Raw genomic sequence first — 21,402 nt, 5'->3', positions numbered from 1 at the left:
GTTATGGACCCACCCCCTATCCCGCCGGATATCCCGGCTACGGTCCGCCGTCCTACCCCGGCGGCTACTTCGCGACGCCGGACTACCGGGTCAAGCCGGGGACCAACGGCATGGCGATCGCGTCGCTCATCTCGTCGTTCTCCGGCTTCCTCTGCTGCGCCATCGGCTCGATCGTGGCCATCGTGCTGGGCGTCATCGCGCTGAACCAGATCAAGCAGACCCGCCAGGAGGGCTACGGTTTGGCCGTCGCGGGAATCGTGATCGGCGCGGGCACCCTGGTGGTCTTTTTGGTCATCGCGATGTTCAGCATCCGTTCCCATTAGGGCAACTCGCCGCAACGGGGCGTCGCAGCCTGCCATCCGGGCGACGGCTGAATAGGCTCTCTGGCATGGGACCGGTCAACAGGGTGTACGTCGCGCGGCTCCCGCGAATGTTGGTGCTGGGTCCGCTCGGCGAAAACTTCGGCCGCGTACGCGATGTCGTGATCAGCATCAGCATCGTCCGCCAGCAGCCGCGGGTCCTGGGACTGGTCGTCGATTTGGCAACGCGCCGCAGCGTTTTCATCCCCATGCTGCGGGTCGCCGGGATCGAGCCCAACGCGGTGACGCTCAACACCGGCAGCGTGTCGCTGCGCCACTTCGAGCAGCGGCCGGGCGAGGTGCTGGCCATGGGCCAGATCCTCGACACCGTGGTCAAGGTCAACGATCCCGAACTGCCGGAGCTGGCCGGCCTCGATGTCGTCATCACCGATCTGGGCATCGAACAGATCCGGACGCGCGACTGGCTGGTCACCAGGGTCGCGGTGCGCACCCAGCGACGACTGCGGCGGCGCGGCCCCGTGCACGTCGTGGACTGGCAGAACGTCCAGGGCCTGACCCCGTCGGCGCTGGCGTTGCCCGGCCAGGGGGTGGCAGAGCTGCTGGACCAGTTCGAGGGGCGCAAGGCGGTCGACGTGGCCGACGCGATCCGCGGCCTGCCGCCCAAGCGCCGCTACGAGGTGCTCAAGGCACTCGACGACGACCGGCTGGCCGACGTCCTGCAGGAGCTGCCCGAGTTGGACCAGGCCGACGTGCTCTCGCAGCTCGGCACCGACCGATCGGCCGACGTGCTCGAGGAGATGGACCCCGACGACGCCGCCGACCTGCTCGGCGTGCTGAACCCGACGGACGCGGAAATGCTGCTGACCCGGATGGACCCCGACGAGTCCGAACCGGTACGCCGGCTGCTGACCCACTCCCCCGACACCGCGGGCGGCCTGATGACCTCGGACCCGGTGGTGCTCACCCCGGACACGTCGGTCGCCGAGGCACTGGCCCGGGTCCGCGACCCGGACCTGACCGCGGCGCTGTCGTCCATGGTGTTCGTGGCGCGCCCGCCGACGGCCACCCCCACGGGGCGCTACCTGGGCTGCATTCCGTTGCAGCGGCTGCTGCGCGAAGCGCCGGCGGACCTGGTCGGCGGGATCGTCGACAGCGACCTGCTGACCCTGAGCCCGGAGACGCCGCTGGGCGCGGTCACCCGCTACCTCGCCGCCTACAACCTGGTGTGCGGTCCGGTGCTCGACGACCAGAACCACCTGCTGGGCGCGGTGACCGTGGACGACCTGCTCGACCACCTGCTGCCGCACGACTGGCGTGTGGATGTGCAGCAGCTGGACACCACCGGCCGCATCGAACAACGACTGGGAGGAGCGTCGGGGTGAGCAGGTCCACGGCACCGCGCCGGCTCTACACCCCCCGGACGTCGCGCCGGTATTCGCCCCGCGTCGACCCCGAGGCCGTCGGGCAGATCACCGAGTCCATCGCGCGGTTTTTCGGCACCGGCCGCTACCTGCTCATCCAGACGATCATCGTGGTGGTGTGGATCGCGCTGAACGTCTCCGCGGTCGAGCTCCGCTGGGACCCCTACCCGTTCATCCTGCTCAACCTGGCCTTCTCCACGCAGGCCGCCTACGCGGCCCCGCTGATCCTGCTGGCCCAGAACCGCCAGGAGAACCGGGACCGCGTCGCGCTCGAAGATGATCGGCGCCGCGCCGCCCAAACCAAGGCCGACACCGAGTACCTGGCCCGCGAGCTGGCGTCGCTGCGGCTGGCCGTTGGCGAGGTCGTGACGCGTGAATACCTGCGCGACGAGCTGGAGGATTTGCGTTCTATGCTGGCCCGGTTGCAGCCGGAAGGTGCGGACGGGGAGGCCGCGAGGGCGGGTGACGACTGGGAGCGAACGGCTAAGAAATCCCGGTAATTATCAAATCCACCATTGCGCCACTCCCGTCACGGGGGTTATGTATTGTGATCTGGTTCACGAAGCTCAGCCGGTAGTTTCCCGACCTTAGGACCGTCGAGTGCGCATTGGGGCACGCTGGGGTAAACGCCCCGACGCCGCGGCCGAGCGGCAGCGTGCACGCCTGACGAAATCGCCGGCTTTCGGGGTCGCCGTCATCACTCCCCTGGTCTTCGCCGGAGCGGTCGGCGGCGCGGCTCCCACCTTCCCCGGGCATGCCCCACCCGTCCACAGCCAGGTCATGCCGGTGCGTGACGCCGCGATCTTTCCGGTGGCCGCGGTTTCGCCGAGCGCGCCCGACACCACCGGGCCGGTGGTCTTCGCGATCGACCGGGCGCCGACGGCGTTCCACATCGCCGAGGCCGCGCCGTCCGCGCCGCCTCCCCCGATGATCGTGAGTGCGCCTGGCGCCCTTGGCATTCCGTCGATCGCACTGGCCGCGTACCGCAGCGCCGAACAGAAGATGGCCGTCGCCGCCCCGGGCTGTGGGGTCAGCTGGAACCTGCTCGCCGGGATCGGGCGCATCGAATCGGGCCACGCGAGTGGCGGCGCCGTCGACGCGCGCGGCACCGCCGTCGTCCCGATCTATGGCCCCGCGCTGGACGGCACGCTGCCCGGCAACGAGGTCATCCTGCAGAGCACCGCCGGCAACCGCCCCACCTACGCGCGCGCGATGGGGCCGATGCAGTTCCTGCCGGGCACCTGGGCGCGCTACGCCGTCGACGGCAAGGGCGACGGAACGGCCGACCCGCAGAACCTGTTCGACTCCACGCTCGCGGCCGCCCGCTACCTGTGCAGCGGCGGGGTCAACCTGCGCGACCCGTCGCAGGTGATGTCGGCGATCCTGCGCTACAACAACTCGATGGCCTACGCGCAAAACGTGTTGGGCTGGGCCGCGGCGTACGCAACCGGCGTGGTCCCCGTCGACCTGCCGCCGATGACCGGGCCGCCGCCGCCGCTCGGCAACGCACACGACGATCATCCGGAGGGGCTCGGGCCCAACCTGCCGATGAACGTCATCGGCCTGCCGTCGGACGACTTCTTCGCGCGGACACCACTGATCGACCTGAGCGGAACGCCGCCCACCGGTCAGCAGCCGATGTTCCCGTGGATGCAACCCACACCACAGCAGTCGCCGACGCAACTGCCCGGCTGCACGGTGATCTGCATCGGCCCGCAGAACCCGGCGCCGCCGGCCTTCGGGCAGCCGGCCTTCGGTCCGCCGCCCGCCAACGCCGGTCCGCCGGCCCCGGTGGGCCCCGCCGCGGGGCCGCAGGCGTCGGGATCGCCCAGGCCCGGCCCGGCCGGCTAAAGGGACCCGCCGCGCACGCCTAGACTCGGCGGTGATGACCACCGATCTAGCTGCCGCCATCCGCACCGCCCTGGGGAAGGTGATCGACCCCGAATTGCGCCGTCCCATCACCGAACTCGGGATGGTCAAGAGCGTCGACGTCGACGCCGACGGCGCCGTGCACGTGGAGATCTACCTGACCACCGCCGCCTGCCCGAAGAAGACCGAAATCACCGAGCGGGTGGCCGCCGCGGTCGCCGACGTGCCCGGCACCGGCGCGGTCAAGGTCAGCCTGGACGTGATGAACGACGAACAGCGCACCGAGCTGCGCAAGCGGCTGCGCGGGGACGCCGCCGAGCCGGTCATCCCCTTCGCCCAGCCCAGCTCCCTGACCCGGGTCTACGCCGTCGCGTCCGGCAAGGGCGGGGTCGGGAAGTCCACGGTCACGGTCAATCTGGCCGCGGCGATGGCCGCCCGCGGGCTGTCGGTCGGGGTGCTGGACGCCGACATCCACGGCCACTCCATCCCGCGGATGATGGGCACTACCGACCGGCCCACGCAGGTCGAGTCGATGATCCTGCCGCCCATCGCCCACGAGGTGAAGGTCATTTCGATCGCCCAGTTCACGCAGGGCAACACCCCGGTGGTGTGGCGCGGGCCGATGCTGCACCGGGCGCTGCAGCAGTTCCTGGCCGACGTGTACTGGGGCGACCTGGACGTCCTGCTGCTCGACCTGCCCCCGGGCACCGGCGACGTCGCCATCTCGGTCGCCCAGCTGATCCCCAACGCGGAGATCCTCGTCGTGACCACCCCCCAGCTGGCCGCGGCCGAGGTCGCCGAACGCGCCGGCAGCATCGCCCTGCAAACCCGCCAGCGCATCGTCGGCGTCGTGGAGAACATGTCCGGGCTGACGCTGCCCGACGGCACCACGATGCAGGTGTTCGGCGAGGGCGGCGGCCGGCAGGTCGCCGAGCGGTTGTCCCGCGCCGTCGGCGCCGACGTCCCGCTGCTGGGTCAGATCCCGCTGGACCCGTCGCTGGTCGCCGCCGGCGACTCCGGCGTTCCCGTCGTGCTGAGCGCGCCGGACTCCCCGGTCGGCAAGGAACTGCGCGGCGTGGCCGACGCCCTGTCGTCGCGAAAGCGCGGGCTGGCGGGCGTGTCGCTGGGGCTGGACCCCACGCGCCACTGAGCGGCTTGCTTGCAGTTAGCAAGCACGGTGCTAGCATCATTGCATGAAGACGCTTTACCTGCGGAACGTGCCTGATGACGTCGTCGAACGTCTCGAGCGCTTGGCGGCTCGAGACAAGACGTCGGTGTCAGCGGTTGCCGTGCGTGAACTGGCCGAGGCTTCTCGCCGTGTCGACAACGCCGCATTGCTGGGCGACCTCCCTGACCTCGACATCGATACCGCCGAACTCGTCTTCGATATCGACGCTGGACGTGCCGATCGATGATTGTGGTTGACGCGTCGGCCGCGCTGGCGGCGCTGCTCCACGATGGGCAGGCGCGTCGGATAATCGTCGGCGAGCGCCTCCACACTCCGCATCTCGTCGACGCCGAAATCGCAAGCGCACTTCGCAGGCAAGTTCAGCGGAAAACGCTTAGCGCGAGCGATGGATGGAACGCGCTGAGAGCCTGGGGGCGCCTGGCCGTGACGCGCTATCCGGTCTTCGGCCTGTTCGAACGCATCTGGGAGATCCGGGATAACTATTCCGCGCACGACGCCACCTACGTCGCATTGGCGGAAACCCTCAGATGCGCGCTAGTTACCGCGGATTCCCGGCTGAGCAATGCCGGGCAGGCCTTGTGCGCGGTCACTGTCGTGCCGAACTGATCGCGCCGTCAGGTCGCGTCGGTGTCGAACGGGGCCGGGCCGGACGCGCGTTGCTCAGCCGCCGGCTGGGGCGGCTCCGCCGGCTGCACCGGTTTAGGCGCCCCATTCACGGGCCCCTCGAAATTCCCGGTGAGGAACGAGTCGTCGCCGTCCAGCAGGTGCTTGGTCAGCGCGGCGCGCGGCGTCATGCCGCGCAGCTTCTGCAGCTCGGACAGCGGGGCGCGCAGGTCGTCGAATTCGGGGCCGATGTCCTCGCGCAGCTGGTTTGTCACGCCGCTGAGGTAGTCACGCGCCTGCCGCAGCGCGGTGGACGTCCAGCGGATGGCGCCGGGAAGGCGCTCGGGCCCGAGGATCACCAGCCCGACCACGACGAGCACCAGGATGTGCTCCCAGCTGAGGTTGGAGAACATCGAACGCCTAGTCCGGATCCGGTTTCACGGTCAGCGTGACGTGGCGGCCGTCGCGGACCACCTCTACCGGGGAGTCCTGGCCGATGGTCAGCTGCCGGACGGCGACGACGAACTCGTCGGCGTCGGCGACCTTGCGGCTGCCGACCTTGACGATCACGTCGTTCTCCAGGATCCCGCCCTTTTGCGCGGGGCTACCCGCCTTGACGTTGGCGACCTGGGCGCCGGAGGCGATCGCATTGCTCACCGAGCGGGTGCTGACCCCGAGCGTCGGGTGCACGATCTTGCCGTCCTTGATCAGGGTCTGCGCGACCTGCTTGGCCTCGTTGATCGGGATCGCGAAGCCCAGCCCGCTCGCGCTGTCCGACAGCGACTTGCCCGCGGTGTCGATGCCGATCACCTGGGAGTCCATGTCGATCAGCGGGCCACCGGAGTTGCCGTGGTTGATCGAGGCGTCGGTCTGCAGGGCGTCGATGACGGTGTCGGTGTCCGAGCCCTCCCCGGACAACGGAACGGGCCGGTGCAGGGCGCTGATGATGCCGTGGGTCACGGTGCTGCGCAGCCCCAGCGGCGCGCCTGCGGCGATGACCTCGTCGCCGACGCGCACCTTGTCGGAATCACCGAGCCGGGCCACGGTCAGGTTGTCGACGTTGTCAACCTTGAGCACGGCCAGGTCGGTCTTCGGGTCGCGACCCACGAGGTTGGCGGGCACTTCCTTGCCGTCGTTGAACACCACGGTCGTCTTGAACTGGCTCGGGTTGTTCGCGGCCTCGGAGATCACGTGGTTGTTGGTGACGATGTAGCCACGGCCGTCGATGACGACGCCCGAGCCCTGCATGCCCTCTTGGTCGCTCTTCGACTCGATGGTCACCACCGCGTTGGCGGTCGCGGCGGCCACCTTGGCGAACCGGCCGGCCGGCGACTCGCCATTGCCGTTGGTCGCCAGGCTCACCTTCGAGGTGGTGAACGCCTCGACGACCTCGGCCGTCTTGCGGCCGATCACGCCGCCGATCATGCCGATGACCAAGGCGATCAGCAGCAGGACGGCCAGCGCCAGGTAGGACACCTTGCGCCCGAACAGCACGTCGCGCACGCCGAGCTTGCCGGTGTAACCGGGCACGCCCGGCGGCGGCGCGGGCGGCACCGCCGGGGTGCCCAGGGCAGCCCCGGCGGCCGGGTCGCGCCAGGGGTCTTCGGCGCCGTCGGGCTCGGCGCCGTCCTTCTCGGCCGCCAGCGCGCCGGCGTCGATCGGGTGGCGCTGCAGCGTGTCCACGGTCCCGACGGGCTTGCTGAAGGCCTCCTGAAGGACCGGGTCGGCCGGTTGGTCGTGGGGCGCGAATTCGTCTTCGTCGCGATACTTCGACGGGCGCACGCGCTCGGCCACGAAGGAGCCCTGCTGCCCGGCGGGACGGCTGAACAACTGACGCGATGCGGGGTCGACCTGGGGCCGTGAGATGGGACGCGGCGCCAGGCGGTTCCCGCCCTGGTTTCCGCCGTCAGTACGGTCGTCGGAGGTCACGTTACCCCTTTGGATTCTCTTCTCGAGCGCTCGAGACAGGCCCGCTTACCGGGCGCTTTGCGCCCCACCGGCGTTGTCCGTGTCCACCCTAGTATCCACAATGCGCCGTTGGTCGGCACGAACGCGCGCGTGGCTACCGGCGCTTACGCTGATCGCGCGCGTCGCGCTCGGACGCTTCGTCCTCCGCGGGGTAATGCGGGATTTCGGACAGCAGCCCGAGCAGGTTGCTGGGGATGCGAATCGGATGGGAGTCGCGCAGGGCGGCCCGCGCCCGGCTCTGATCCTCGACCTCCGCGGCGCATTCCGGGCACAGCGAGAGATGGTGCGCCGCGCGCAGGTGCGCGTTCATCCGGAGCTCGCCGTCGACGAACGCGGCGATCGCCTCGATGGACAGGTGCTCGGTGGAGCGGAACCGGCGCGGCGCCCCGACGGGCTCGTCGCTTTGGGAGGCGAACTGCGAGGGCAGCCAGGAGAACGCGCGGCGAAACACCTCTCCCCGGTCGGCCATCACCACGTCCCTTCGGGGAACTCTAAGATTTCTAAGCCGCGCATAATTCGAATGTAGCGCGGCCGGGCCGCCGATACCGCGTGTACGGCTCGCAAAAATCCCAGGATTCCCGGCCATGGGCCGTATCGGTAACCGCGGCGCTACGAAGCCGACTTGACCTGAGCCGCGTCGCCGTGCGCGGCCAGGTAGTCGCGCAGCGCCTGGCGACCGCGGTGGATGCGGCTGCGCACGGTGCCGAGCTTGACGCCGAGGGTGGCGCCGATCTCCTCGTAGGACAGGCCCTCGATGTCGCACAGGACCACCGCGGCGCGAAATTCCGGCGGCAGCGAGTCCAGGGCGGCCTGCAGGTCGGGCCCGAGTCGCGAGTCGTGATAGATCTGCTCGGGGTTGGGTTCGTCGGCGGGCACCCGGTCGTAGTCCTCGGGCAGCGCCTCCATGCGGATGCGCGCGCGCCGACGCACCATGTCCAGGAACAGGTTGGTGGTGATGCGGTGCAGCCAGCCCTCGAAGGTCCCGGGCTGGTAGTTCTGCACCGAGCGGAACACCCGGATGAACGTTTCCTGCGTCAGGTCCTCGGCGTCCTGCTGGTTGCCGGAGAGGCGGTAGGCCAGCCGGTACACCCGGTCGGCGTGCTGGCGCACCAGCTCGTCCCACGACGGCATCGTCGCCATGTCCCCCGTCGCGTCGAACACCGCGGTGCCCTGCAACGCGTCCGTCGTTTCCACCCATTCGTCGTCCCGGCAGTCCTGGGCGTGAGACATGGTGGTCGGGCTCAAAAGCGCTGTGGTGATCGGATCCTCCAGAGTTGGCCTGCCATCGAAATTCGGCAGCTCATCGACCGCGTCAACGCGGAGTTCCCAGCGTGTATTCCCATTCCGGCGATTTGTATTCCCGGTCCCCACCACCCCGCGTTCCATATGCATACCGTCACCCATCGGCGTATGCGGGGCATAGGAGCAATCTGAGGTTTGGCTGAGAAACCAGATCGTTACCAACGTTGAGCAGGGCGAATCCGTCGGCGAGTGAGCTTCGTCGCGCCGCGGGCTTTGGGCGTGTCGGGGCGGTCGGGTTAAGGCGCGCCTGCCGGACCGCGCCGCAAATTCGAATACGCTGCGGGCATGGACGGCACCGACGAAAAAACCTCCGCCCAGGCGGCCCCCAGTCGAGCCGAATCGCTGAGCGCGCACGCCGAGGCCTCGATCTCGGAGGACGCGCTGCTGGCGGCCGCCCGCGAGCGCGCCGAGGAGATCGGCGCCGGGGCGGTGACGCCGGCGGTCGGGGCGCTGCTCAGCCTGCTGACCAAGCTCAGCGGCGGCAAGGCCGTCGCGGAGGTGGGCACCGGCGCCGGGGTCAGCGGGCTGTGGTTGCTGTCGGGCATGAGCGACGACGGGGTGCTGACCACGATCGATATCGAGCCCGAGTACCTGCGGATCGCCAAGCAGGCGTTCACCGACGCCGGCATCGGACCGTCGCGCACCAGGCTGATCGGCGGCCGCGCTCAGGAGGTGCTCACCCGGCTCGCCGACGAGTCCTACGACCTGGTGTTCATCGACGCCGACCCCATCGACCAGCCGGACTACGTCGTCGAGGGGGTGCGGCTGCTGCGGTCCGGCGGCGTCATCGTGGTGCACCGCGCGGCGCTGGGCGGACGGGCCGGCGATCCCGCGGCCCGCGACGCCGAGGTGACCGCGGTCCGCGAGGCGGCCCGGCTAATCGCCGAGGACGAGCGGCTCACCCCCGCCCTGGTGCCGCTCGGCGACGGGCTGCTGGCCGCGGTCCGCGACTAGCTCCCGCAGCCAAATCTTTACGAGTTCCTGACGGGGCGTCTCGTTGACGCTCGACTGAACGCGCGTTTAGTGTACTGAACATGCGTTCAGCCGACCTGACCGCCGCCGCCCGGATCCGAGATGCGGCCATCGAGCAGTTCGGCGAGCACGGCTTCGGCGTCGGGCTGCGCAAGATCGCCGACGCGGCCGGGGTGAGCGCCGCGCTGGTCATCCACCACTTCGGCTCCAAGGACGGCCTGCGCAAGGCTTGCGACGACTACGTCGCAGAACAGATCCGCGAGAGCAAGGCGGAGGCGCTGCAATCCAACGACCCAGCCGTGTGGTTCGGGCAATTGGCCGAAATCGAAGAATTCGCCCCGCTGACCGCCTACGTGTTACGTAGCATGCAGACCGGCGGCGACCTCGCGAAGATGTTGTGGCAGAGGATGATTGACAACGCCGAGGGATACCTGGAAGACGGCGTGCGGGCGGGGACCATCAAGCCCAGCCGTGACCCCCGGGCCAGGGCCAGGTACCTGGGCATCACGGGAGGCGGCGGGCTCCTGCTCTATCTGCAAATGCACGACACCCCAACCGATCTGCGCGCCGTGCTCCGTGACTACGCGCGGGACATGATCCTGCCGGCCCTGGAGATCTACACCGAGGGCCTGATGGTGGATCGCACCATGTACGACGCATTTCTCGCCGCCGACGATCAAGGAGGATCCCATGCCAGCTGACACAGTCGCACCCATCGAAATCCGGGGCCTGACCAAGAACTTCGGCGCGGTGCGGGCGCTGGACGGCCTGGACCTCACGGTGCGTGAGGGCGAGGTGCACGGTTTCCTCGGACCGAACGGGGCGGGGAAGTCGACGACCATCCGCATCCTGCTGGGCCTGGTGAAGGCCGACGGCGGGAGCGCGCGGTTGCTGGGCGGCGACCCGTGGACCGAAGCGGTCGGCCTGCACCGCGAAATCGCCTACGTGCCGGGCGATGTGACGCTGTGGCCCTCGTTGACCGGTGGCGAGACCATCGACCTGCTGGCCCGCATGCGAGGGGGCATCGACGAAGGGCGTCGCGCCGAGCTCATCGAGCGCTTCGACCTCGACCCGCACAAGAAGGCGCGCACCTACTCGAAGGGCAACCGCCAGAAGGTCTCCCTGATCTCGGCCTTCTCGTCGCACGCCCGGCTGCTCCTGCTGGACGAGCCGAGCAGCGGCCTGGACCCGTTGATGGAGAACGTGTTTCAGCGGTGCGTCGGCGAGGCGCGCGACCGCGGCACCACGGTCCTGCTGTCCAGCCACATCCTCGCCGAAACGGAAGCGCTCTGCGAAAGGGTGACCATCATCCGCGCCGGCCGAACCGTCGAGAGCGGCACGCTGGAGTCCATGCGGCATCTCAGCCGCACCTCGATCAGGGCCGAAATGATCGGCGATCCGGGCGATCTCAGGCGGATCAAGGGTGTCGAGGACGTCAGCATCGACGGCAACACGCTGCGCGCCCAGGTCGACAGCGAAAGCCTGGGTGAGCTCATCCGGGCCCTCGGCGACGCCGGCGTGCGCAGCCTCGTCAGCCAGCCTCCCACCCTGGAGGAACTGTTCCTGCGCCACTACGACACGACAGACAAGGTGTCAGCATGAGCACCGCGACCCTGGATCGGCCACGCCACCCGGCGCACCCCGCGCCCCGGGCCGGTTCGAATTTCTCCGGGACGCTTGGGATGTTGCGGCTCTACCTGCGTCGCGACCGGGTCTCTTTGCCGCTGTGGGTGCTGCTGCTCTCGGTGCCGCTGGCCAGTGTCTACGTCGGCAGCGTCCTGAAGGTGTACCCGACGGAGACCGCCCGCGCCGGGTTCGCGGCATCGATCATGGCCAGCCCGGCCCAGCGCGCGCTCTACGGCCAGGTCTACAACCACAGCGTTGGGGCCGTTGGCATTTGGAAGGCCGGGATGTTCCACCTGCTGATCGCGGTGGCCGTCATCCTCACGGTGATCCGGCACACCCGCGCCGACGAGGAGACCGGCCGCACCGAACTCGTGGACTCGACCGCGGTCGGCCGGTACGCCAGCCTGAGTGCGGCCCTGCTGTTGTCGTTCGGGGCGTCGATCGCCACCGGCGCGATCGGCGCGGCCGGGCTGCTCACCACCGACATCCCGCGCGGCGGGTCGCTGGCCTTCGGGGCGGCGCTGGCATGCTCCGGCCTGGTATTCAGCGCGGTCGCCGCGGTGGCCGCGCAGCTGTCGCCGAGCGCCCGCTTCGCCCGCGGCACCGCGTTCGCGGTGTTGGGGATTGCGTTCACGCTGCGCGCCGTCGGTGACGCCGGCGACGGCACGCTGTCGTGGCTCTCGCCGCTGGGGTGGTCGCTGCAGGTGCGCCCCTACGCGGGCGACCGTTGGTGGGTGCTGCTGCTGCACCTGGCGACGACGGCAGTGCTCACGTTGGTGGCCTATCGACTGCTCGCCGGCCGCGACGTGGGCGCCGGGCTGATCGCCGAACGTCCCGGTCCCGGCCGGGCCGGACCGCGGTTGGGCGGCGTCGACGGCCTGACGTGGCGGCTCGACCGTGGCGCGCTGGTGCTGTGGACCGTTGGGCTGTGCCTGTACGGCCTGCTGATGGGCAGCGTGGTGCACGGCATCGGCGACGAGCTCGGCGGCAGCACCATCGTGCGCGACGCCGTCGCGCGGATGGGCGGCACCAGCGTGCTGGAGCAGGCGTTCGTCGCGGTCGCCTACGCCATGATGGGCATGGTGGCCGCGGCGTTCGCCATCTCACTCACCCTGCGGCTGCACCAGGAGGAGACCGGCCAGCGCGCCGAGACCACGCTGGCCGGCGCGGTCTCCCGAACCCACTGGCTGGCAAGTCATTTGGCGGCCGCCCTGCTCGGGTCCGCGGTCGCGATGTTGGCCAGTGGTGTGGCCGGCGGGCTCGTCTACGGCATCGCGGCCGGCGACGTCGGCGGCAAGCTGGCCGTAGTGGTCGGCGCCGCGGCCGTCCAGTTGCCCGCCGTCTGGCTGCTGGCCGCGGTCACCGTCACGCTGTTCGGCCTGGCCCCGCGGTTCACCCCGGTGGCGTGGGGCGTGCTGGTCTGCTTCGTCGCGATCTACCTGATCGGCGAGCTGGCCCGGTTCCCGCAGTGGCTGGTCGATCTGGAGCCGTTCACCCACGTTCCGCGGGTCGGCGCCGACTTCACCGCCGCGCCGCTGCTGTGGCTACTGGCCATCGACATCGCGCTGATCATCTTGGGAGCCACGGCTTTTCGACGCCGTGATCTACGCAGCTAGGGAGGGCACGGTCATGAAAACCGCGATTCGACTGACGGCATCCTCGGTCGTGGGAACCGCCGCAACCTGCTTGATCCTGTTCGGACCGGCGGGCACGTTCCACTATTGGCAGGCATGGGTTTTCCTCGCCGTGTTCACTGTGGCATCACTCGGCCCCACCATCTACCTGGCCAAGGTCAACCCGGCGGCCCTGCAGCGCCGCATGCACGCCGGACCGCGGGCGGAAACACGGCCGGCTCAGAAGGTCATCATCACCAGCTCGTTCCTGGTTCTCTTCGCGATGATGGCGTTCAGCGCGCTCGATCACCGGATGGGCTGGTCGACCGTGCCGGTGTGGCTGTCCCTGTTCGGCGACGTGCTGGTGGCGGCCGGGCTCGGCCTCGCCATGCTGGTGATCATCCAAAACAGTTACGCCGCAGCCACCGTCACCGTGGAAGCGGGCCAGAAGGTCGCCTCCGGCGGCGTCTACAAGTTCGTCAGGCACCCGATGTATGTCGGGAACGTCATCATGATGGTGGGCATGCCGTTGGCGCTGGGCTCGTACTGGGGGCTGCTCTTCGTCATCCCCGGAGTCGCGGTGCTCGTCTTCCGCATCCTCGACGAAGAGAAGCTGCTCATCCAGGACCTGCCGGGGTACCGCGACTACGCGCAGCACGTGCGGTATCGCTTGGTGCCCAATGTCTGGTAGGCGCCCTAGGGTATTGGCGTGGCCCGAAATCCGGCACCCGCGCTCGACCGGCCGTGGAGACGTCGCGGCGCCCTGCGTTACGCACTGACCCGGCTCCGCGGCATCGCCGAGCCACCCATTACCGTCACGCCGGCGCCCCCCGGCATCCTGGTCGAGCGTGACTGCGAGGTGCCGACGCGCGACGGGACGGTACTGCGGGTCAACGTCTACCGCGCCCCCGATGAGACGCCTCGACCGGTGATCCTGAGCGTCCATCCATACAGCAAGGACAACCTGCCGCGGCGGCGGGCCGGGAGGTGGACGTTCTCGGTGCAATACCGGGTGTTGCGCCAGACCCAGCCGATCACCTTTTCCGCGCTGACCGGTTGGGAGGCGCCCGATCCGGCGTGGTGGACCGCGAACGGCTTCACCGTCGTGAACGCCGACATGCGCGGCTGCGGCCACTCCGACGGCACCGGAAACCTCCTGTCGCGCCAAGAGGCAGAGGACACCTACGACCTCGTGCAGTGGATCGCAGGGCGGCCGTGGTGCGACGGCCGCGTCGTGATGCTCGGGGTGTCCTACCTGGCCATCACCCAGTACGCCGTCGCGGCCCTGCAGCCGCCGGGGCTGCGGGCCATCTGCCCGTGGGAGGGCTTCACCGACGCGTATCGCGACCTGACCTTTCCCGGCGGCGTTCGCGAGCTCGGCTTCACCCGGTTGTGGTCGCGCAACCTGCGCCGCGACACCCGGCAGCGCTACGACCTCGAGCGGATGCAGGACGCCCACCCGCTGCGCGACGACTTCTGGTGCTCGGTGGTGCCCGAGCTGTCGGCGATCGAGGTTCCCATGCTGGTCTGCGGGAGCTTCTCGGACAACAACCTGCACAGCCGCGGTTCGATCCGGGCGTTCATGCGCGCGGGTTCCGCCCACGCCCGGCTCTACACCCATCGCAGCGGCAAGTGGTCGACGTTCTACTCCGAGGCGGCGCGGGCCGAACAGCTCGAGTTCTTCCGCGGCGTGCTGGACGGCGCCGAGCAATCCCGCAGCGTGCGCCTCGAAGTGCGCGAGGACCGCGACACCGTCTCCGCGGTGCGCGAGGAATCCGACTGGCCGCTCGCCCGGACCCGTTGGCGGCCAATCTATCTCGCGAGCGCGGGACTCCTGGCGCCCGATCGGCCGACGCGGGTCGGCAGCGTCGCGTTCGAAACCGCATCCAACGCAGCGGCGTTCAGCTGGACGGTCCTTGACGACCTCGAGCTGACCGGCCCGATGGCGGCCCGGCTCTGGGTCGAACTAAACGGCTGCGACGACGCCAACCTGTTCGTCGGCGTGGAGAAGTGGCGGGACGGCCGGTTCGTCGGGTTCGAGGGGTCGTACGGGTACGGCCGCGACCGGGTCACCACCGGGTGGCAGCGGGTCTCGCTGCGAGCGCTCGACCCGGAGCTCTCGCGGCCATGGGAGCCCGTCCCGGCCTGCGCCGAGCCGCAGCCCGTCTCCGCCGGCGAGGTGGTCGCCGTAGACGTTGCGCTGGGCCCCTCGGCCACGCTGTTTCGCGCGGGCGAGCAGCTGCGGCTGGTGGTCGCCGGGCGCTGGTTGTGCCCGACCAACCCGCTGACCGGTCAGATGCCCGCGGCGTATCAGGGCTCACCGCGCGGTCGCGTCACTCTGCACTGGGGCCCGGACCACGACGCGCACCTGCTGATCCCGGAGATCCCCTAGCCCGCCGAGGCGCTAAATCCAGACGCCCTTGCCGACCGCGACCACGCCGCCCGCGCTGATCGCGAAGCGCTCGCGGTCCTTCTCTAGGTCGACGCCGACCATCTCCCCGGGACCCACGACAACGTTCTTGTCGAGGATCGCGTGCCGCACCACCGCGCCGCGGCCGACACGGGCGCCCGGCATGATCACGCTGCCCTCCACGATCGCGCCGTCGTCGACGACGACGTTCGACGACAGCACCGAATTGCGCACGGACGCCGCCGAGATGATGCTGCCGGCGCCCACGACCGACTCCTGGGCCGAGCCGCCGTTGACGAACTTGGCCGGCGCCAGGTTCTCCGACTCGCCCCGGATCGGCCAGCGCTTGTTGTACAGGTTGAACACCGGGTGCACCGAGACCAGGTCCATGTGCGCGTCATAGAACGCGTCCAGCGTCCCGACGTCGCGCCAGTAGCCGCGGTCGCGGTCGGTGGCGCCGGGCACCTCGTTGTCGGAGAAGTCGTACACCGCAGCGATCCCGTCTTCCACCAACCGCGGGATGATGTCGCCGCCCATGTCGTGATCGGAGTGGTCGTCGTCGGCGTCGGCGCGGATCGCGTCGATGAGGACCTTGGTGGTGAAGATGTAGTTGCCCATGGAGGCGAACGACGACTCCGGGTCGTCGGGGGTGCCCGGCGGCTCCAACGGCTTCTCCACGAAATTGCGGATCCGACCGGACTCGTCGGCGTCGATGCAGCCGAACGCACTGGCGTCGCTGCGCGGCACCCGGATGCCGGCCACCGTCGCGCCCGCCCCGCTGTCGATGTGGAACTGGACCATCTGCTCGGGGTCCATCCGATACACGTGGTCGGCGCCGAAAACGACTATGTAGTCGGGGTCTTCGTCGTAGATCAGGTTGAGGGACTGATAGATCGCGTCGGCGGAGCCGGTGTACCAGCGCGGGCCGAGGCGCTGCTGCGCGGGCACCGGGGTGATGTACTCGCCGGCCAGGCCGGACAGCCGCCAGTTCTGCGAAATGTGACGGTCGAGTGAATGCGACTTGTATTGCGTGAGAACGCAGATCCGCAAGAATCGGGCATTGACCAGGTTGGAGAGCACGAAATCGATCAGCCGGTAGGCGCCACCGAAGGGAACGGCGGGTTTGGCCCGGTCGGCGGTCAGAGGGTACAACCGCTTGCCCTCCCCGCCAGCCAGGACAATCCCCAGCACGTGTGGCGCTTCCCTCATGACTACAAACTATCGGCCCCCGCGAACCGCTGCCAGAGGGAGTGCGCTATTGGCGGCACTCTGACGGGCTGTCCGTCAATGGTTTTGGGTCCGCACCGCCGCTCGATCCTTGGCCCGAGATGCGCGCCGCCCCGCAGCCGAACTACGGTTCGGGTATGCGGGTGGCGATGATGACTCGGGAGTACCCACCAGACGTCTACGGCGGGGCCGGGGTACACGTCACCGAACTCGTCGCCCAGCTGCGCCGGCTGTGCGCGGTCGACGTGCACTGCATCGGCGCGCCCCGCCCGGACGCCTTCGCACAGCAGCCCGACCCGCGCATCCACGGCGCCAACCCGGCGCTGTCCACGCTGTCGGCCGACCTGATGATGGCCAACGCCGCGTCGGCCGCGACCGTCGTGCACTCGCACACCTGGTACGCCGGGATGGCCGGGCATCTGACCGCGTTGCTCTACGACATTCCTCATGTTCTGACCGCACACTCGCTCGAGCCGCTGCGGCCGTGGAAGGCCGAACAGCTCGGCGGCGGCTACCGGGTGTCGACGTGGGTGGAGCGGACCGCGGTGCTGGGCGCCGACGCCGTCATCGCGGTCAGCTCGGCGATGCGCGAGGACGTGCTGCGCGTCTACTCCACGCTGGATCCGAGCCTGGTGCACGTCGTGCGCAACGGCGTCGACACCACCGTCTGGTATCCGGCCGGCCCGGCGGAGAGCGGGTCGGTGCTGGCCGAACTCGGCGTCGACCCGGCGCGGCCCATGGTCGCGTTCGTGGGGCGGATCACCCGGCAGAAAGGCGTCGCCCACCTGCTGGCGGCCGCGCACCGGTTCAGCCCGGAGGTGCAGTTGGTGCTGTGCGCCGGCGCCCCCGACACACCGGAGCTGGCCGAGGAGGTCAGGGCCGCCGTCGCCGAGCTGGCCCGCGAGCGCGACGGGGTGTTCTGGATCCGGGAAATGCTCCCCATCGGGGAATTACGCGAAATACTTTCGGCGGCAACAGTTTTTGTGTGCCCGTCGGTTTACGAGCCGTTGGGGATCGTGAACCTCGAGGCGATGGCCTGCGCGACGGCGGTGGTGGCCTCCAACGTGGGCGGGATCCCCGAGGTGGTTTCGGACGGGGTCACCGGGTCGCTGGTGCGATTTGACCCCGACAACCCGGCCGCATTCCGGGCCGGCCTGGCCAGAGCGGTCAATGAGCTGGTGGCCGACCCCGACAGGGCAAAGCGCTATGGCGAAGCCGGGCGCCAGCGCTGCGTGGAGGACTTCTCGTGGGCGCACGTCGCCGAGCAGACGCTGGAGATCTACCGGAAGGTGTGCGCGTAACGGCGCCTTAGCTGGTTACGCCCTTGAGCTCGTCGCCCAGGGCGGCGGCTTCGTCGGGTGTCAGCTCCACCACCAGCCGACCGCCCCCTTCGAGCGGTACCCGCATAACGATGCCGCGCCCCTCCTTCGTTGCTTCCAAAGGACCGTCTCCGGTACGGGGCTTCATCGCCGCCATCGAGTGCTCCCTCCAGATTCGAGCTGGCCCGCGTTCGCGGGCCTGGTCGGCGCCGAGCATGCCCCGCCAGTGGATTTCCAGCCATACCCGACTTTGAACTGCATCGACTGCCAAATCACGCCTCCATTGTTCCCTATCGGAGGCGGCAGTTACACAAAGACCCGCTTCTGAAGCCTGATCGGGCCCTCAAAGTTGCGTGGCGGGCACCCAGCAACCGCGAATATGGTCATCGACCATGCCGGTCGCCTGCATCAGCGCATAGGCGGTGGTGGGCCCGACGAAGCGGAATCCGCGTCGTTTCAGTTCCTTGGCCATCGCCCTCGATTCGGCGGTGGCCGAGGGAATTTCCGACGCGTCGGCCGGGCGGGGGCGCGGTGACGGCGCGAACGACCACAGCAGCTTGGACAGGTCCTCGGCCGACCCCAGCTCGGCGGCGGCGCGCGCATTGGCGATCGTCGCGTCGATCTTGGCGCGGTTGCGCACGATGCCCTCGTCGGCCATCAGCCGCTGCACGTCGGCGTCGGTGTAACCGGCGACCGTCTCGATGTCGAACCCGGCGAAGGCCCGCCGGAAGTTCTCCCGTTTGCGCAGGATGATCAGCCACGACAGGCCGCTCTGGAAGGCCTCGAGGCTCATCCTCTCGAAGAGCGCCACCCCGTCCTGCAGGACGCGGCCCCATTCCTGGTCGTGGTAGTCGCGGTACATCTCGAAGTACGGACCGGGCCGAATGGCCGCCCAACCGCACCGAACCCGGCCGTCGTCGCTCATATCTAGTCCTGACGATCCTCGGCGTCCCCGGGTTCCGCGGCGTCGGGCGCGGCCTCGTCGTCGGGCGCCGACGCGGCGTGCACCGCCGCCAGCTGGCCGCGCAGCGCCTCGAGTTCGCGGGCGAGCCGGTCCAAGACCCAGTCCACCTCGCTGGTCTTGTATCCCCGCAACACCTGGGTGAACTTGACGGCGTCGACGTCGGCGCCGGTGACCCCGTAGGCGGGCAACACCGTCGCCGTCGTACCGCGCGGCAGCGGCGGCAGCTGCTCACCGCGACCGAACAGCAGGCTGGCCGCGCCGAACAAGACGACTGCCACCAGCACCAGCACCACCAGGTACAGCAACACCAACGCCACGTCGTCGATATTGCCCTATCCCGCCGACAACACGGCGATCAGCGCGGCCTGAGCGCGTTCATCGGCGGCCGGTCGTCCAGCGAGACCGGCGAGGTGCGCGCGGTGTAGCCACAACCGTCGGGGCCGTCGGCGAAGAACTGGGTCAGCCCGATCCCGGAATCGGGGATCCCGCAGCGCGACAGCAGGGTCGCGATGACCTGGCGGCTCATCGCGCCGAGCTCGGCCAGCGGCCGGTTGCGGTGCGCCCGAACACCGAGGTTGACCTGGGCGATCGCGTCCAGGCCCAACCGCTCGAAGGTGTCCACCAGCAGCCCGATTTCCACGCCGTAGCCCGGCGCGAACGGCAGCGAGGTCAGCAGTTCCCGGCTGGCCGCGTACTCGCCGCCGAGCGGCTGCAGGATGCAGCTCAGCTCCGGGCGCAACGCCGCCAGCAGCGGGCGCGCCACCAGCTCGGTCACCCGCCCGCCGCCCCCGTCGGCACCGTGCAGCGGCCGTCGGTAAAAGCTCTTCACCAGGTGAATTCCGTCGGCGGTGAGCAGCGGGGCCACCAGCCAGGGCACGAACATCGGGTGCGGGTTGATCAGGTCGGAGTCGACGAAGACGACGATGTCGCCGCTGGTGGCCGCGAGCGAGCGCCACAGCGCCTCGCCCTTGCCGGGCCGCACGGGCACCTCCGGCAACGCCTGTTCGCGGCTGACGACGCGGGCGCCGGCGGCGATGGCGCGGATCTCGGTGTCGTCCGTCGAACCGGAATCCAGCACGATCAGCTCGTCGACCAGGCCGTCCACCAGCGGTGAGATGCTGTCGATCACCGACTCGACGGTGGCTTCCTCGTTGAGGGCCGGCAGCACCACCGAGATGGTCCGGCCGGCCTTCGCCTCCTCCAGCTCGCGGACCGTCCGGCCGCGGCGGCTCCAACTGCGATCGGGCAACCAGATGTCCCCCGGCCGCGCGGCGAGCACGCCCTCGCGGGCGAGGTCCACAAGCTCCGTCATGCCAGCCCCCTTACCGTGCGCGCGGGGGGCCGCATCCCCTGGATCGAGGACACCATCTCCAGCACCCGCCGCGTCGCCTCGACCTGATGCACCCGGAACATCCGGACGCCGGCCGCCGCCGCCAGCGCCGTGGCCGCCAGCGTCCCCTCCAGCCGTTGGGTCAGGTCCACACCCAAAGTCTCCCCGACGAAATCCTTGTTACTCAAAGCCATCAGGACGGGCCATCCGGTGTTAACAAGTTCGCCCGCGTGTCGCAACAAAAGCAGCCCATGGAAGGTGTTCTTGCCGAAGTCGTGGGCCGGGTCGATCAGCACCCGGTCCCGGGCCACCCCGGCCGCGACCGCCCGCTCCGCCGCGCCGGTCACCTGGCGAATCACGTCGTCCACCACGCCGCGGGTGGTGGTTCCGTACCTCACCCGGAACGGGCGGGTGCGCGGCAGCGCGCCGCCGGTGTGCGAACACACCAGACCCGCGCCGAACTCGGCGGCCACCTCGGGCAGGGCCGGGTCGACGCCGCCCCAGGTGTCGTTGATCAGGTCCGCGCCGGCCGCGCAGGCCACCCTGGCCACCCCGGAGCGCCAGGTGTCGGCGCTGATCAGCTGGTCGGGGTAGGCGTCGCGCAGCCACTCGACGAAGGGCACCAGCCGGGCGATCTCGGTGTCCTCGTCGACGTTCTCGCCGGGGCCCGCTTTGACGCCGCCGACATCGATGACGTCGGCACCCTCGGCGATGGCACGGTGGACGGCCTCCCGGGCGGCGCCGTCGCTGAAGGTCGCGCCACGGTCGTAGAACGAATCCGGGGTGCGGTTGACGATCGCCATGATCAGCGCGCGGTCGCCAGCGACCGGCCGGCCGCACAGAGTCTGCACGCGTCTATGGTGCCTGGCCCGCTCCACGAGTGTGCGGCCAGCCGCACATTGGACGCCGAACGTGCGGCTGTCCGCACGCTCGGCACCAGCCAACTCAGCCCTTCGGGCGTTTACCCGCCGCGACCTCTTCGGGGTACTCGTCGTAGAACGGCACGTAGCCCTCGTCGCGGCCGGCCAGCACGTACAGCGGGTCCTTGACGTCGGGCCCGTAGGCCTGCTCGCGCAGCTCCACCTTGCGGCTCTTGAACGTCGTGGTGTGCTCCAGCGTCTTGACCACCCGAACGAACAACGGCAGCGCATAGGGCGGCAGTTGCGAGTACACCGCGCGGGCCAACGACTGGCCGTCGAGGAATGCACGGTGTTCGGCGTGGAGATCCCGCACACCGGTGGGCGCGCCGGGATGGCCGCGGTCCAGCTG

The 21,402-nt window shown here is 69.6% G+C and carries 24 protein-coding genes and 1 pseudogene; 14 read left to right on the top strand and 11 right to left on the bottom strand.

Features of this window, described 5'->3' with window-relative positions; translation table 11 throughout:
- From A5706_RS19185 to A5706_RS19155, 7 genes are all read left to right on the top strand, one after another.
- Positions 1-323: DUF4190 domain-containing protein (locus tag A5706_RS19185; protein WP_156767227.1), on the top strand; the 323-nt coding region annotated here is incomplete at its 5' end.
- Between the two features lie 65 nt (positions 324-388).
- Complete coding sequence (locus A5706_RS19180; protein ID WP_068133764.1) at positions 389-1,702, top strand: magnesium transporter MgtE N-terminal domain-containing protein; 1,314 nt, start codon at positions 389-391, stop codon at positions 1,700-1,702.
- Positions 1,699-2,241 carry a DUF1003 domain-containing protein gene (locus A5706_RS19175; protein ID WP_068133759.1) on the top strand — a complete coding sequence of 181 codons (543 nt, stop codon included), beginning with the start codon at positions 1,699-1,701 and terminating at the stop codon, positions 2,239-2,241. Before A5706_RS19180 ends, A5706_RS19175 begins: the two co-directional genes overlap by 4 nt.
- A 100-nt stretch (positions 2,242-2,341) precedes the next feature.
- A complete protein-coding gene (locus tag A5706_RS19170; protein ID WP_082964490.1) occupies positions 2,342-3,592 on the top strand; it encodes a lytic transglycosylase domain-containing protein in 1,251 nt (416 codons plus the stop codon).
- A 34-nt stretch (positions 3,593-3,626) separates the two neighbouring features.
- Positions 3,627-4,760 carry an Mrp/NBP35 family ATP-binding protein gene (locus A5706_RS19165; protein ID WP_068133756.1) on the top strand — a complete coding sequence of 378 codons (1,134 nt, stop codon included), beginning with the start codon at positions 3,627-3,629 and terminating at the stop codon, positions 4,758-4,760.
- 43 nt (positions 4,761-4,803) lie between these two features.
- Positions 4,804-5,025, top strand: coding sequence for an antitoxin (locus A5706_RS19160; RefSeq protein ID WP_068133753.1), 222 nt, complete (start codon positions 4,804-4,806; stop codon positions 5,023-5,025).
- Positions 5,022-5,405: a type II toxin-antitoxin system VapC family toxin gene (locus tag A5706_RS19155; RefSeq protein WP_068133748.1), complete on the top strand. Its 384-nt coding sequence runs from the start codon at positions 5,022-5,024 to the stop codon at positions 5,403-5,405. Before A5706_RS19160 ends, A5706_RS19155 begins: the two co-directional genes overlap by 4 nt.
- A gap of 8 nt (positions 5,406-5,413) precedes the next feature.
- Here A5706_RS19155 and tatB read toward each other — a convergent pair whose 3' ends face one another.
- The 4 genes from tatB to sigE form a co-directional block, all read right to left on the bottom strand.
- Positions 5,414-5,815 carry a Sec-independent protein translocase protein TatB gene (tatB, locus tag A5706_RS19150; protein WP_068133745.1) on the bottom strand — a complete coding sequence of 134 codons (402 nt, stop codon included), beginning with the start codon at positions 5,813-5,815 and terminating at the stop codon, positions 5,414-5,416.
- 7 nt (positions 5,816-5,822) lie between these two features.
- Positions 5,823-7,331 (bottom strand): S1C family serine protease, encoded by a 1,509-nt coding sequence (locus A5706_RS19145; protein ID WP_068133742.1) that lies wholly within the window; start codon positions 7,329-7,331, stop codon positions 5,823-5,825.
- A 133-nt stretch (positions 7,332-7,464) separates the two neighbouring features.
- Positions 7,465-7,839, bottom strand: a complete 375-nt coding sequence (gene rseA, locus A5706_RS19140) for an anti-sigma E factor RseA (RefSeq protein WP_068133773.1) — start codon at positions 7,837-7,839, stop codon at positions 7,465-7,467.
- Positions 7,840-7,979: 140 nt separating this feature from the next.
- Entirely contained in the window at positions 7,980-8,756 is a 777-nt protein-coding gene (gene sigE, locus A5706_RS19135) for an RNA polymerase sigma factor SigE (RefSeq protein WP_068133739.1), read from the bottom strand.
- Positions 8,757-8,957: 201 nt separating this feature from the next.
- Here sigE and A5706_RS19130 point away from each other — a divergent pair, with 201 nt between their 5' ends.
- The 6 genes from A5706_RS19130 to A5706_RS19105 all read left to right on the top strand — a co-directional run bounded on the left by A5706_RS19130 (position 8,958) and on the right by A5706_RS19105 (position 15,275).
- A complete protein-coding gene (locus A5706_RS19130) occupies positions 8,958-9,626 on the top strand; it encodes an O-methyltransferase (RefSeq protein ID WP_068133736.1) in 669 nt (222 codons plus the stop codon).
- Positions 9,627-9,706: 80 nt separating this feature from the next.
- Positions 9,707-10,345, top strand: a complete 639-nt coding sequence (locus tag A5706_RS19125) for a TetR/AcrR family transcriptional regulator (RefSeq protein ID WP_068133733.1) — start codon at positions 9,707-9,709, stop codon at positions 10,343-10,345.
- Positions 10,335-11,246 (top strand): ABC transporter ATP-binding protein, encoded by a 912-nt coding sequence (locus A5706_RS19120; RefSeq protein WP_068133730.1) that lies wholly within the window; start codon positions 10,335-10,337, stop codon positions 11,244-11,246. The genes A5706_RS19125 and A5706_RS19120 overlap by 11 nt, the downstream gene beginning before the upstream one ends.
- A complete protein-coding gene (locus tag A5706_RS19115; RefSeq protein ID WP_156767224.1) occupies positions 11,243-12,886 on the top strand; it encodes an ABC transporter permease in 1,644 nt (547 codons plus the stop codon). The genes A5706_RS19120 and A5706_RS19115 overlap by 4 nt, the downstream gene beginning before the upstream one ends.
- Positions 12,887-12,899: 13 nt before the next feature.
- Entirely contained in the window at positions 12,900-13,574 is a 675-nt protein-coding gene (locus A5706_RS19110; protein WP_068133724.1) for an isoprenylcysteine carboxylmethyltransferase family protein, read from the top strand.
- Positions 13,575-13,592: 18 nt separating this feature from the next.
- Positions 13,593-15,275 carry a CocE/NonD family hydrolase gene (locus tag A5706_RS19105; protein WP_068133722.1) on the top strand — a complete coding sequence of 561 codons (1,683 nt, stop codon included), beginning with the start codon at positions 13,593-13,595 and terminating at the stop codon, positions 15,273-15,275.
- Positions 15,276-15,287: 12 nt separating this feature from the next.
- Here A5706_RS19105 and glgC read toward each other — a convergent pair whose 3' ends face one another.
- Positions 15,288-16,502 carry a glucose-1-phosphate adenylyltransferase gene (gene glgC, locus A5706_RS19100; protein WP_068133719.1) on the bottom strand — a complete coding sequence of 405 codons (1,215 nt, stop codon included), beginning with the start codon at positions 16,500-16,502 and terminating at the stop codon, positions 15,288-15,290.
- A gap of 155 nt (positions 16,503-16,657) precedes the next feature.
- On the opposite strand from glgC, the gene glgA reads away from it, so the two are divergent.
- Complete coding sequence (glgA, locus tag A5706_RS19095; RefSeq protein WP_068133771.1) at positions 16,658-17,821, top strand: glycogen synthase; 1,164 nt, start codon at positions 16,658-16,660, stop codon at positions 17,819-17,821.
- Positions 17,822-17,828: 7 nt separating this feature from the next.
- On the opposite strand, the gene A5706_RS19090 is transcribed toward glgA, so the two are convergent.
- The 6 genes and pseudogenes from A5706_RS19090 to A5706_RS19065 all read right to left on the bottom strand — a co-directional run.
- Entirely contained in the window at positions 17,829-17,996 is a 168-nt protein-coding gene (locus A5706_RS19090) for a DUF3117 domain-containing protein (protein ID WP_003406247.1), read from the bottom strand.
- A gap of 186 nt (positions 17,997-18,182) precedes the next feature.
- Positions 18,183-18,764 (bottom strand): DNA-3-methyladenine glycosylase I, encoded by a 582-nt coding sequence (locus tag A5706_RS19085; protein ID WP_068133716.1) that lies wholly within the window; start codon positions 18,762-18,764, stop codon positions 18,183-18,185.
- Positions 18,765-18,766: 2 nt separating this feature from the next.
- On the bottom strand, positions 18,767-19,120 hold the full coding sequence (locus A5706_RS19080) for a DivIVA domain-containing protein (RefSeq protein WP_068133713.1): 354 nt from the start codon (positions 19,118-19,120) through the stop codon (positions 18,767-18,769).
- Positions 19,121-19,158: 38 nt separating this feature from the next.
- On the bottom strand, positions 19,159-20,115 hold the full coding sequence (locus A5706_RS19075) for a glucosyl-3-phosphoglycerate synthase (RefSeq protein WP_068133711.1): 957 nt from the start codon (positions 20,113-20,115) through the stop codon (positions 19,159-19,161).
- Positions 20,112-20,936, bottom strand: a complete 825-nt coding sequence (gene folP, locus A5706_RS19070; RefSeq protein ID WP_068133768.1) for a dihydropteroate synthase — start codon at positions 20,934-20,936, stop codon at positions 20,112-20,114. The genes A5706_RS19075 and folP overlap by 4 nt, the downstream gene beginning before the upstream one ends.
- Positions 20,937-21,078: 142 nt before the next feature.
- Positions 21,079-21,402, bottom strand: a pseudogene (locus A5706_RS19065) (long-chain-acyl-CoA synthetase); the annotation flags it as partial.

This window comes from Mycobacterium sp. E796, from assembly GCF_001672815.1.
Classification (GTDB): domain Bacteria; phylum Actinomycetota; class Actinomycetes; order Mycobacteriales; family Mycobacteriaceae; genus Mycobacterium.
The sequence above is the reverse complement of the archived record's forward strand: the minus strand, read 5'-3'. Positions and strand labels throughout refer to the sequence as shown.